The sequence below is a fragment of the Dietzia sp. DQ11-71 genome (assembly GCF_014144995.1).
Classification (GTDB): Bacteria; Actinomycetota; Actinomycetes; order Mycobacteriales; family Mycobacteriaceae; genus Dietzia; species Dietzia kunjamensis.
Genome location: NZ_JAALDT010000183.1, coordinates 1 through 11728 on the forward strand (window position 1 = coordinate 1; position 11728 = coordinate 11728).

15 protein-coding genes and 1 pseudogene are annotated in these 11728 nt (G+C 70.2%); 12 read left to right on the forward strand and 4 right to left on the reverse strand.

All coding sequences use genetic code 11. The features are described 5' to 3' along the window. The 4 genes and pseudogenes from G6023_RS07515 to G6023_RS07530 form a co-directional block, all read left to right on the forward strand. Nucleotides 1-181, forward strand: a pseudogene (locus tag G6023_RS07515) (hypothetical protein); the annotation flags it as partial. 153 nt (nt 182-334) lie between these two features. Further along, nucleotides 335-655, forward strand: a complete 321-nt coding sequence (locus G6023_RS07520; RefSeq protein ID WP_067716986.1) for a WXG100 family type VII secretion target — start codon at nt 335-337, stop codon at nt 653-655. Between the two features lie 43 nt (nt 656-698). Next, entirely contained in the window at nt 699-992 is a 294-nt protein-coding gene (locus tag G6023_RS07525) for a WXG100 family type VII secretion target (RefSeq protein ID WP_067716601.1), read from the forward strand. A gap of 165 nt (nt 993-1157) precedes the next feature. Continuing rightward, nucleotides 1158-2516 carry an NAD-dependent succinate-semialdehyde dehydrogenase gene (locus G6023_RS07530; RefSeq protein ID WP_067716599.1) on the forward strand — a complete coding sequence of 453 codons (1359 nt, stop codon included), beginning with the start codon at nt 1158-1160 and terminating at the stop codon, nt 2514-2516. A gap of 84 nt (nt 2517-2600) precedes the next feature. On the opposite strand, the gene G6023_RS07535 is transcribed toward G6023_RS07530, so the two are convergent. Together G6023_RS07535 and G6023_RS07540 are read right to left on the reverse strand one after the other, a co-directional pair. Beyond that, nucleotides 2601-3422 carry an HpcH/HpaI aldolase/citrate lyase family protein gene (locus G6023_RS07535; protein ID WP_082923926.1) on the reverse strand — a complete coding sequence of 274 codons (822 nt, stop codon included), beginning with the start codon at nt 3420-3422 and terminating at the stop codon, nt 2601-2603. A gap of 109 nt (nt 3423-3531) precedes the next feature. Further along, complete coding sequence (locus G6023_RS07540) at nt 3532-3927, reverse strand: VOC family protein (RefSeq protein ID WP_069390275.1); 396 nt, start codon at nt 3925-3927, stop codon at nt 3532-3534. Nucleotides 3928-4061: 134 nt separating this feature from the next. Between G6023_RS07540 and G6023_RS07545 the strand changes: the two genes are divergently transcribed. After that, a complete protein-coding gene (locus G6023_RS07545; RefSeq protein ID WP_182634792.1) occupies nt 4062-5054 on the forward strand; it encodes an efflux ABC transporter ATPase subunit, DrrA-related in 993 nt (330 codons plus the stop codon). After that, on the forward strand, nt 5051-5917 hold the full coding sequence (locus G6023_RS07550) for an ABC transporter permease (RefSeq protein ID WP_067716588.1): 867 nt from the start codon (nt 5051-5053) through the stop codon (nt 5915-5917). The genes G6023_RS07545 and G6023_RS07550 overlap by 4 nt, the downstream gene beginning before the upstream one ends. A 51-nt stretch (nt 5918-5968) precedes the next feature. On the opposite strand, the gene G6023_RS07555 is transcribed toward G6023_RS07550, so the two are convergent. Then, nucleotides 5969-6481 carry a hotdog fold domain-containing protein gene (locus tag G6023_RS07555; protein WP_067716585.1) on the reverse strand — a complete coding sequence of 171 codons (513 nt, stop codon included), beginning with the start codon at nt 6479-6481 and terminating at the stop codon, nt 5969-5971. Between the two features lie 26 nt (nt 6482-6507). Next, nucleotides 6508-7146, reverse strand: coding sequence for a mycofactocin system transcriptional regulator MftR (mftR, locus tag G6023_RS07560; protein ID WP_067716583.1), 639 nt, complete (start codon nt 7144-7146; stop codon nt 6508-6510). A 113-nt stretch (nt 7147-7259) separates the two neighbouring features. Between mftR and mftA the strand changes: the two genes are divergently transcribed. From mftA to mftE, 6 genes are all read left to right on the forward strand, one after another. Further along, a complete protein-coding gene (gene mftA, locus G6023_RS07565; RefSeq protein ID WP_067716580.1) occupies nt 7260-7346 on the forward strand; it encodes a mycofactocin precursor MftA in 87 nt (28 codons plus the stop codon). Between the two features lies 1 nt (nt 7347). Then, a complete protein-coding gene (gene mftB, locus G6023_RS07570) occupies nt 7348-7674 on the forward strand; it encodes a mycofactocin biosynthesis chaperone MftB (RefSeq protein ID WP_067716578.1) in 327 nt (108 codons plus the stop codon). After that, the gene (gene mftC, locus G6023_RS07575; RefSeq protein WP_119193248.1) at nt 7671-8927 is read left to right on the forward strand and encodes a mycofactocin radical SAM maturase; all 1257 of its coding nucleotides are present in this window, start codon (nt 7671-7673) and stop codon (nt 8925-8927) included. The genes mftB and mftC overlap by 4 nt, the downstream gene beginning before the upstream one ends. An 83-nt stretch (nt 8928-9010) precedes the next feature. Further along, nucleotides 9011-10234: a pre-mycofactocin synthase MftD gene (mftD, locus tag G6023_RS07580; protein ID WP_067716572.1), complete on the forward strand. Its 1224-nt coding sequence runs from the start codon at nt 9011-9013 to the stop codon at nt 10232-10234. Between the two features lie 34 nt (nt 10235-10268). Next, nucleotides 10269-11084, forward strand: coding sequence for a mycofactocin-coupled SDR family oxidoreductase (locus tag G6023_RS07585; protein ID WP_067716570.1), 816 nt, complete (start codon nt 10269-10271; stop codon nt 11082-11084). A 6-nt stretch (nt 11085-11090) separates the two neighbouring features. After that, nucleotides 11091-11728, forward strand: a 638-nt coding sequence (gene mftE / locus G6023_RS07590; RefSeq protein WP_182634794.1) for a mycofactocin biosynthesis peptidyl-dipeptidase MftE, incomplete at its 3' end; no start/stop codon positions are given.

The window sequence follows — 11728 nt, forward strand, 5'->3', positions numbered from 1 at the left end:
CGCCGTCGCCGAGGTGCGCCGTCGCCGGCGTGAGGCGGGCACCGGGTCGACCGAGGTGCTGGTGCGCGGTCGCCTCGCCGAGCGCGTCGTGGACGCCTGCGACCGGGCCCGACTGCTGTCCTTCGTGGTCCCCGCGATCTCACCGGTCGAGGCGGCGTGGCGCCTGTACGCGACCGCGTGACCGGGTCGCGTGACCGGACCGCGCGGGCGGCCCGGACACGAGCGGGACGGACGAGTTTTTACCGATCCTGCGGAACCGAACCGCCCCACGGGCGCGTCGAACACTGTGACGGACCCAGAAGGGGATTCCGCACCGACCACAGTGGAGGACGAGATGACCGGGTTCAACACCCACATCGGGACCATGGACACCGCGGCCAGGAGGGTCGACGACGTGAACCTGGAGATCGACCGCCTGCTCGGCACCGTGCGGGACTCGGTGTCCCAACTCGGCGGCTCGGTGTGGAGGGGCGCCGCGCAGGCCCGCTTCACCCAGATCATGACCGAATGGCAGCAGCAGAGCACCAAGCTCAACACCGCGCTGGCGGGGATCTCGGAGACGATGCGCACCAACAGCACATCGTTCGACGCAGCGGACCAGGATTCGGCCGCGCTCATCAACCGCGCCGGCGCCGCCGGGCCTCTCAACCTCTGACCACCAGCACCGCCATCACCGCCAGCACCGGAAGGGTACCCCCATGACCTCAGGACAGATCACCTACAACCACGGCCCGATCGAGGCACTCGTCGGCCAGGTCACGCAGGCCTCGGTCAACCTGCGCACCACTCTCGACGATCTCAAGGCCTACCTCGCACCGCTGGTCGCCGAGTGGGAGGGCGACGCCGCCGTCGCCTACCAGGCGCACCAGAACGACTGGGATCAGGCCGCGGCCGCGCTCCAGTCGATGCTCGCCGAGATCTCCCGCGCCGCCGGCCAGGGCAATCAGGGTATGGCCGACGCCGATCGTCGCGCCGCCCAGGGCTGGGGCTGAACCGGCTCGACGGGCACCCCGACCCCGCCGACGTCCCGCGACGACGGCGGGGTCGTGGCGTGTCGACCGGATGCGTCCGGCCCGCGGGCGTCCTACCGTCGCGGCACGACCCGGGAACGATCCCGGTGAACGCCACGTGGAGAACGCCACACGAAGGGGGACCGCATGTACGTCACGCACGATCCGTCGACCGGCCGGACCGACCGCGAGTACGAGCAGACCGAGGACGTCGACGCCATCCTGAGCACCGTCACCGAGGGGTTCACCGCCTGGCGCGCGACGGAGGTGTCCGAGCGGGCACGGATCCTCCTGGCGATCGCCGACGCCTTCGAGGAGCACCAAGAGGAGCTCGGCAAGGCGATCACCACCGAGATGGGCAAGCTCCCCGCGCAGGCCCGCGGCGAGGTGGCCCTCGCGGCGTCGATCTACCGCTGGTACGGCGAGCACGGTCCCGCGCTGCTCGAGTCCGACACCCTCGATGTGCCGGACGCCCGCCTCAACCGGGTGACCTACGAGCCGGTCGGCCCGCTGGTCGGCATCATGCCGTGGAACTACCCCTACTACCAGGTGGCCCGGTTCGCGGCGCCCAACCTGCTGCTGGGCAACACCATCGTGCTCAAGCACGCGAGCATCTGCGCCCGCTCGTCGGCGGCGATCGAGAAGGTCCAGCGCGGAGCCGGCCTCCCCGAGGACGCCTACGTCAACGTGTACGCCTCCAGTGACACGGTGGCCGAGATGATCGCCGACCCCAGGATCAAGGGCGTCTCCCTCACCGGCAGCGAGGGCGCCGGCGCCGCGGTGGCCACCGTCGCCGCGAAGAACCTCAAGCCCAGCGTCCTGGAGCTCGGCGGCTCGGACCCGCTCGTCGTCCTGGACGCCGACGACCTCGACGAACTGGTCGAGACCGTGGGCCGGGCGCGGCTGTCGAACTGCGGGCAGGCCTGCAACTCGCCCAAGCGGATCTTCGTGCCCGCGCAGATGAAGGACGACTTCGTCGGGCGGCTGAAGAACCTCTACGAGGAACTGGCCGTCGGGCCCGCCGCCGACGAGGGCACCGAGCTGGGCCCGCTGTCCTCCGAGGACGCGCGCGACGGCGTGGTCGAGCAGGTCCAGCGCGCCGCGGAGCAGGGGGCGACGCTCGTCACGGGCGGCGCGGCGATCGATCGCCCCGGCGCATTCATGCAGCCCGCCGTCCTCACCGACATCACCCCGGAGATGGACGCCTACCGCGAGGAGATCTTCGGCCCCGTCGCCATGGTGTACGGCTACGACTCCGTCGACGAGGCCGTGCGGATCGCCAACGACACCCCGTTCGGTCTGTCCGGCTCGGTGTGGGGAACCGACGTCGACCGCGCCTCCGAGGTGGCCGAGCGGCTCGAGGTGGGGATGGCCTACGTCAACGAACACGGCACGACGATGCCCGGCCTGCCGTTCGGCGGCGTCAAGCGTTCGGGCTACGGCCGCGAGCTCGGCCGCTGGGGACTGACCGAGTTCGCCAACGTCCGGCTCCAGCGGGTGCACTGACCCGGCAACACGCCCACCCCGCGAACGACGACAGGGCCCCGGCTGCACAACGCAGCCGGGGCCCTGTTCGCGCGCGAGGTCGCGTCAGCGAGCCCCGGCGTACGCCTGCGCGAGTCGCGCGATCTTCTGGGCCCGGGCCAGGCGCGGCAGGTCGGCGCCGTCGCGGGCGCGCTCACCGCCGGGACCGAGCTCATCGATCACGGACTCGGCCCACGAGACGTCGGCCGCGGAGGGGGAGAGAACCTCGTTGATGTAGGGCGCCTGGTCCACGCGGAGGCACAGCTTGCCGGTCATGCCCATCTCGACCGCGTGCTCGGCGGCGTCCTTGAGGACCTGCGTGTCATTGGAGATGGTCGGCCCGTCGATGGGCGGGGCCACGCGCGCGATCCGGCTGGCCACCACGAACTGCGAGCGCGTGTACGCCAGTGCGATCTGCGACGACCCGATGCCCGTGTCGCGACGGAAGTCACCGACGCCGAACGCCAGCCGCACCACCTGCTCGGACTTGGCGATCTCGGCGGCCTGGGCGAGACCGTCGGCCGACTCCACCAGCGCGACGATCGGGGTGTTCTCGGCCAGACGCGCGGCAGTGAGGGAGACGTGCTCGGCGTTCTCGGTCTTGGCCAGCATCACGCCGTCCAGCCCGGGGCAGTGCCCGAGCGCCATGAGGTCCTTCTCCCATTCGGGGGACCGGACGTCGTTGATGCGGATCCACGCGTGGTTCCCGGCCTCGAGCCACTGACGGACCTCACGACGGGCCCGTTCCTTCTCGGACTGCCGACACCCGTCTTCCACGTCGAGGACCACCACGTCCATCTCCGAGTTGACGGCGGCGTCGAAGCGCTCGGACTTGTCCGCGGGCAGCAGCAGCCACGAACGGGCGATGGTCGGTGGGATGGTCGACATGGGGCTCATGGGTTCCGGTCATCCTTTGGTCGTGAGGCGGCGACGATCGCGCTGGCAACCTCCCCACGATACGTCGGGCGCCCCCGGCGGGCGCATGCGGGAACGACTCTCACATCGCGGGTGCGGTGACCAGCTGGATCAGGTTGCCGCAGGTGTCGTCGAGGACCAGTGCCCACACCGGGCCCATCTCGGTGGGGGGTTGCACGATCCGGGCGCCCCGCTCCTTCAGTTCGTCGTGGGCCCGGTGGATGTCGTCCACCTCGAACTGCGCGGCCGGGATGCCGTCGGCGTGCAGGGCGGTGGCGTACGCGCGCGCCGCCGGGTGCTGGTCGGGCTCGAGCAGCAGCTGCGTGCCACCCGGGTCGCCCGGGTCCACCACCGTCAGCCAGCGGAAGTCCCCGGCCGGGAGATCGTGCTTGATCACGAAGCCCAGGACCTCTGTGTAGAAGGCCAGTGCGCGGGTCTGGTCGTCGACGTGGACGGAGGTCACTGTGATGCGCGGCATACTCCCCACGGTAGGTCGGCAGGCGTCCGTCGGCATCCGCTCCGGGGCCCGCCGGAGCCCATTGCTGACAGGAACTGTCCGCAAAGCGAGCGGTGAGTGTTGACTCGGACGCGGGCGGGGGACACCCTTTCTAGGTGAGCACCCGATCCTCCTCCGCGCCTGCGATAGAAGCAGAGCACCTCGTGAAGCGCTTCGGTGATTTCACCGCCGTGGACGACATCTCGTTCACGGTCCCCACCGGAACCGTCCTCGGGCTGCTCGGCCCCAACGGCTCCGGCAAGACGACCACCATCCGGATGATGACCACGCTGAGCCCGCCGACCTCGGGAACCGCCCGGGTCGCCGGGCACGATGTGCTGCGTGAGCCGGCGCAGGTCCGCAAGGCGATGGGGCTGACGGCCCAGTCGGCGACGGTGGACGAGTTGCTCACCGGGCGCGAGAACCTCCGCCTCATCGGCGACCTCTACGGCCTGCCCAAGAGGGCGGTCAAGGCGCGCGCGGACGAACTGCTCGAGAAGTTCTCCCTGGCCGACGCCGCCACCAGGGTCGCGAAGAGCTACTCCGGCGGAATGCGGCGTCGGCTCGACCTCGCGGCGAGCCTCGTCGCCGCCCCGCCCGTGTTGTTCCTGGACGAGCCGACCACGGGGCTCGACCCGCGGTCGCGCAATGAACTGTGGGACGTCCTACGGGGTCTGGTGCGGGACGGCACGACGTTGCTGCTGACCACGCAGTACCTCGACGAGGCCGACCAGCTGGCCGACCGGGTGATCGTCATCGACCACGGCAGCGTCATCGCCGACGGGACGCCGTTGCAGCTCAAGGACCGTTCGGGCGCGGCGAGCCTGGTGGTCACGGTGTCCCGACCGGACGACGTGGACGAGGCCGCCCGCGTCCTGGCGGGGCGCATCGAGGATCTGCACGTCGACCGGGACGCGCGCCGTCTCACCGCGCCGTCGGAGGGGGTCTCGGCCCTGGCCGCGATCGCGGCGGACTTCACCGAGGCGGGTATCGAACTCGACGACATCGGCCTGCAACGGCCGAGTCTCGACGACGTCTTCCTCTCTCTCACGGGCCGCAAGGCGGAGGACCCGCAGACCGACACGACCGATCAGGAGTCCCGGGTATGAGCACTGTCGCCGACCCTGCCACCACGTCCCCGGAGCGGGAACGCTTCTCCGTGCCGGTCCGTCCCGACGGGCCCTCGTTCGGCCGGCAGATCTCTGCCCTGGTGCGCCGCAACCTCTTCCACATCCGGCGCCAGCCGGAGAACCTCGCCGACGTCACCATCCAGCCGGTGATGTTCGTCCTGCTGTTCGCGTTCGTCTTCGGCGGTGCGATCGCCGTGGCGGGCAGCGGGGACTACCGGGAGTGGCTGCTGCCGGGGATCATGGCGCAGACCATGGCGTTCTCGTCGTTCGTCGTGGCCTCCGGGCTGTGCAACGACCTCAACAAGGGGATCATCGACCGCTTCCGGACGCTGCCCATCCAGCGATCGTCGATCCTCATCGCGCGCAGTGCGTCCAGCCTCATCCACTCCTCGATCGGCGTGGTCGTCATGTCGCTGACGGGCCTCATCGTGGGGTGGAGGATCCGCAGCGGGCTCCTCGACGCGCTGCTGGGGTACCTCATCCTGCTGGGCTTCGGCTTCGTCATGATCTGGATCGGCATCGTCGTGGGCTCGAGGCTCAAGACGATCGAGGCGGTGAACGGCGTCATGTTCACCACGACGTTCCCCATCACGTTCGTCGCCAACACCTTCGCCCCGCCGGAGTCGATGCCCGTGTGGTTGCGGGCGATCGCGGAGTGGAACCCGCTCTCCTCGGTCGTGCAGGCGATGCGTGAGCTCTGGGGGAACGCTCCGGCGGTCGGTCCGGACGCCGCCCTGCCGTTGCAGCACCCGGTGCTGGCGTCACTGTTGTGGATCGTCGGCCTGACGGTGGTGATCGCCCCGATAGCGATCAAGGCCTTCGACGCCCGCACCCGCGATTAGCGCGCCGGTCAGCCCGCCGACGAGCCCGCCGACGGGAGAGCCGGTACCGTCTCAGCGCTTCTTCCCGGGCGAGACGCGGATGGTGATCGAGCCGGTGATGGGCTCGACCCCGGCGTCGTCGACGAACGTCAGCGGGACCTCGACGTCCTGTCCGCTGGTGAAAGTCGAGAAGTCCGGCATGTCCGTCCACTCGGCGGTGACGGTCATGCCGCCGGTCGACATGGCGGGGTAGCGCACGTTCATCCCGACGGGGATCCATCGGTGGGTGGTGGGAACCGTGGCCTCGGCGAGCATGCCCACGGCCATCTCGGCGAGGTTGCACGCCGCGATCACGTGGAAGGTGCCGATGTGGTTGCGGTTGCCCCACCAGCCGGGTCCGCGGACGACGCAGCGGCCCGGTCGGAGTTCGACGACGTGCGGGTACGCCGTGCGGAAGTACGGGGCCTTGAGGCTCACCGCCGCGCTGAACAGGCGGGAGCCGAACGGGAGCCGGGTGGCGGTCTTCCACAGCCGGTAGGTGGAGGTGTCGGCGTGGTGGGTGGGGGAGGTGTCGGAGTCGGTCACGACGACGAGGTTACCCGCCGGTAAGTTCAGCGCGGTCGCCCACTGGGCTCGAACGCGTCCTCTCGGGCGAGGATCTGTGTCCCGTGACGCAGGAGCTCGTGGAGGCGATCCTGGTCGGCTCCGGGCTCGGCCACCCACAGGCGGTAGGCCGACAGCCCGATCCCCAGCGCGGCGTGCGCGGTCGCGGCGGGCACGAGATCGTCCACCGCCTGGCCGAGCCTGGCGGCGACGAACCCGGCCACGGCCCGGCGCCAGTCGGCGTACACGAGGGTCGAGTGCGCCTGCAGTTCGTCCACGCCGAGCAGGAGGCGCATCCGTAGTCGGTGCGCCTCCGTCTGCTCGCGGGGGAACGTGTTGAACGCGATGAGTGCGTCGGCGAGGGCGTCGCGCAGTGGCGTCTGCTCGGGCACGTCGGCGAGGTACTCCAGCATGAGGTCGATCTGCTCGTCGAACTCGCCCCAGGCGATGGCGGCCTTGCCGGGGAAATAGCGGAACAGCGTGCGGCGGGAGATGTGCGCGGCCTCGGCGATCTGGTCGACGCTGGTCGCGTCGTAGCCCTGCCGGGCGAACAGGTCGAGGGCCACGTCGACGATGGAGGCGCGCGTGGTCGACGGCCGACGTCCCGGGGGCCGTGTCCCGGTTCCGGGCAGTTCCGGCATTCCCATGACACGAGAGCCTAGATGAGTGACCCTTGCCACTGGCACTAAGTGCCAATATGATGCAGATCTCACCGGAAACCGGTGGGATGTCGCCGGAGTGCCAGACGAGAGGACACGTCATGGAGAACACGCAGAACACCGAGGTCGTGCTGGAGGAGGCCCTCATCGAGGAGGTCTCCATCGACGGCATGTGTGGGGTCTACTGAGATGACCTCCGCAGCAGCGCCGGCCGACGCCGAGCAGTCAGCCGCCCCGGCGGAATTCGACCTCGACGCCGGCTGGCGCCTGCACCCCGGGGTGGCGCTCCGGCCCGAGCCGTTCGGGGCACTGCTCTACCACTTCCACACCCGCAAGCTCAGCTTCCTCAAGTCGCCGACCATCGTCGAGGTGGTCCGCACCCTCGCCGACCACCCCACTGCGCGCGCCGCCTGTGCCGCCGCCGGGGTGTCGATCGATGATCCGGCGACAGCGCGGCTGTACCTGCACGCGCTCGGCCAGCTCGCCGCCTCGCGCATGATCGAGGAGACCTCATGACCAGCATGCTCGACCGTCCCGCAACGGCGTCCACCGCGACCACCACTGCTCCGGCGCCCGTCGGCCGCCTCGTCGACCAGTTCGAGCGCGGGCTCGACGCGCCGATCTGCCTGACCTGGGAACTCACCTACGCCTGCAACCTCGCCTGCGTGCACTGCCTGAGCTCCTCCGGTCGCCGTGACCCGCGCGAGCTCAGCACCGAGCAGTGCAAGGCGATCATCGACGAGCTGCAGAAGATGCAGGTCTTCTACGTCAACATCGGCGGAGGCGAGCCCACGGTCCGCTCCGATTTCTGGGAGCTGGTCGACTACGCCACCAGCCACCAGGTGGGCGTGAAGTTCTCCACCAACGGTGTCCGTATCGACGAGAAGGTCGCCAGGCGCCTGGCCGCGAGCGACTACGTGGACGTCCAGATCTCCATCGACGGTGCGACCGCGGAGGTCAACGACGCGGTCCGCGGCCCGGGGTCCTTCGACATGGCCTGCCGTGCGCTGCAGAACCTCAAGGACGCCGGCTTCACCGACGCCAAGATCTCGGTGGTGGTGACGCGCGAGAACGTCACCCAGCTGGACGAGTTCAAGGCGCTGGCCGACAAGTACGACGCGACCCTGCGCATCACCCGCCTGCGCCCGTCGGGCCGCGGCGCCGACGTGTGGGACGACCTGCACCCGCTGCCCGAGCAGCAGAGGGACCTGTACGACTGGCTGGTCGCGAACGGCTCCGACGTGCTCACGGGTGACAGCTTCTTCCACCTGTCGGCGTTCGGTGAAGGCCAGGGCTCGCTTCCCGGGCTCAACCTGTGCGGTGCCGGCCGTGTGGTGTGCCTGATCGACCCGATCGGCGACGTCTACGCCTGTCCGTTCGCCATCCACGAGGAGTTCCTCGCCGGCAACGTCGTCGCCGACGGCGGGTTCGAGACGGTGTGGCAGACCTCGGAGTTGTTCCGTGAGCTGCGCGAGCCGCAGTCGGCCGGGGCGTGTGCGTCCTGCGACTTCTATGACAGTTGCCGGGGTGGCTGCATGGCGGCCAAGTTCTTCACCGGGCTGCCGATGGACGGCCCGGACCCCGAGTGCGTCCAGGGGTACGGAGAGGGACTGCTCGCGGCTGAGCGCAGCATCCCCGACCCGTCGCAGGACCACACCCGGCCCATGGGACTCGCGGCGCGTAAGCAGCCCACCGGCCCGGTGCCGCTGACCCTCGTCACGACACCACCGCGCCGGCCCACCAGCCTGTGCGACGAGTCCCCGATCTGAAACCGGCCCGCCCGGACGAACCCCGCTGGCCCGGACCAACCCCGCAAGACCGGACGAACCCCCTAGAAGGAGCACCCACCACCGTGTCCCGCCTGTCGAAGATCGCCGAGGCCAACCCCTGGCGCCAGAACCCGTGGTTCGAGTCGGTCGCGGAGGCCCAGCGCCGCGCGAAGAAGAAGCTGCCCAAGAGCGTGTACATGGCGCTCGTCGGCGGAAGCGAAGCGGGGGTGACCATCCGCGACAACATGGACGCCTTCACCGAGCTCGAGCCCAAGCCCCACGTGATCGGCGCCAAGCAGGACCGCGAGATGGCCACCACGGTGATGGGCCAGCCCATCAGCCTGCCGGTGATGATCTCGCCGACCGGCGTCCAGGCCGTCACGCCGGACGGCGAGGTGGACGTGGCCCGCGCCGCGGCCGCCCGCGGCACGGCGATGGGACTGAGCTCGTTCGCGTCCAAGCCGATTGAGGAGGTCATCGCGGCCAACCCGCAGACCTTCTTCCAGGTGTACTGGCTCGGCGGCAAGGAGAAGGTGCTGGAGCGGCTGGAGCGCGCCAAGGCCGCCGGGGCGGCGGGCGTCATCCTCACCACCGACTGGTCGTTCTCGATGGGCCGTGACTGGGGCAGCCCGGCCATCCCGGAGAAGCTCGACGCCAGGGCCATGATCACCCTCGCCCCGCAGATCGCCGTGCGTCCCCGCTGGGCCGCCGAATGGGCCCGCGACGTGGTGGTCAACAAGCGGTTCCCCGATCTGACGACCCCCAACCTGGTGGGCAAGGGCGAGATGGGCCCGACGTTCTTCGGTGCCTACGGCGAGTGGATGGGCACCCCGCCGGCCACGTGGGAGGACATCGCCTGGGTCGTGGAGAACTACGACGGACCGGTCATGCTCAAGGGCATCACCCGGGTCGACGACGCCAAGCGGGCCGTCGACGCCGGGGTCACCGCGATCTCCGTCTCCAACCACGGCGGCAACAACCTCGACGCCACCCCGGCGTCCATCCGGTGCCTCGCGCCGATCGCCGACGAGGTGGGCGATCAGGTAGAGGTCCTGCTCGACGGCGGCATCCGTCGCGGTTCGGACGTGGCCAAGGCACTCGCGCTCGGTGCCCGGGCCGTGATGATCGGTCGCGCGTACCTGTGGGGGCTCGGGGCCAACGGCCAGGCGGGAGTGGAGAACGTCCTCGACATCATGCGTTCCGGACTCGACTCGAGCCTCATCGGGCTGAGCAAGTCCTCGATCTCCGAGCTGAACCGCGACGACTACGTCATCCCCGACGACTTCATGCGCCGTCTCGGCGTCTGACCCACCACCACGGAAGAGAAGGACACCCCCTGTAGTGGGAGATTTCGACGGCAAGGTCGTCTACATCACCGGTGTGGCCCGCGGCCAGGGCCGCAAGCACGCGATCCGCTTCGCGCGCGAGGGCGCCAGGATCATCGGCCTGGACCTGTGTGACTCGCCGTCCGAGTACGTGAAGTACCGGGCCGCCACCGAGGACGACCTGGCCACCACCATCGAGCGCGTGGAGGCCGAGGGAGGGGAGATCCTCGCCGAGGTCGGTGACGTCCGCGACCTGGCGTTCCAGCAGGCCCTCGTGGCCCGCGGCGTGGAGCGCTTCGGTGGCCGCCTGGACGTGGTGATCGCCAACGCGGGCATCTGCAACTGGGGCAAGGTCTGGGAGCTCGACGAGCAGCAGTGGCAGGACACCCTCGACATCAACCTCACGGGGTACTGGAAGACGCTGCGTGCGGCGATCCCGCACATGCTCTCCGCCGGTAACGGCGGGTCGATCATCCTGGTGAGCTCGGTGGCCGGTCTCAAGGCCATGCCGGTGCAGTCGCCCTACTCGGCGTCCAAGTACGGCGTGGTGGGCCTGGCCCAGACCGCGGCGAAGGAGCTCGGCGAGCACGGTATCCGGGTCAACACGATCCACCCCTACGGTGTCCAGACGCCGATGGGCGCGGAGGACCCCGACGCGCTCGAGGTGTTCAACACCATGCCGCAGTTCCTGCCGCACTTCACGCCGATCCTGGGGATGGGCATGGCCACCACCGACGACATCTCGGACTCGGTGATGTTCCTCGCCTCGGACGCCTCGCGGACCATCACCGCCTCGACCTTCACCGTCGACATGGGCGCGATCAAGGTCTGACCCGACGTGACGGGCGCGATCGGCGCGACCGGCCGGGCCGGTGCGGGAGTGCTTGCGGTGCTGCCCCTCGGGGCGACCGAGCAACACGGCCCGCACCTGCCGCCGGAGACGGACACCCTCCTGGCCACCGCGACCGCCCGCGCCCTCGCCCCCGGTGACGTCCGTGTGCTCCCCGGCCTCGCCTACGGTGCGAGCGGGGAGCACCAGGCGTTCGACGGGACCGTGTCGATCGGCACCGAGGCCCTCGCCGGGACGATCATCGAGCTCGGCCGGTCGGTGAGCGCCTGGGCGGACCGGCTCGTCGTGGTCAACGGGCACGGCGGCAACGTCGACGCACTGCGCCTCGCGGTACCCCGACTCCGCTACGAGGGCCGCGACGCCGCCTGGCTGCCCTGCCGCACGAGCGAGGACCCCACGGACACCCACGCCGGTCACGCCGAGACCTCGCTCCTGCTGCATCTGCACCCCGACCTCGTGCGGGTCGACCTCGCCGCGCCCGGATGTGTCGAACCGTTGCCGCGGATCCTGCCCGCCCTCCGCGAGGGTGGCGTCGCGGCGGTGAGCCCGAACGGGGTGCTGGGCGACCCCACCACCGCCTCCGCCGACGAGGGCCGGCGCCTGTGGGAGGCGCTGCTCGACGACGC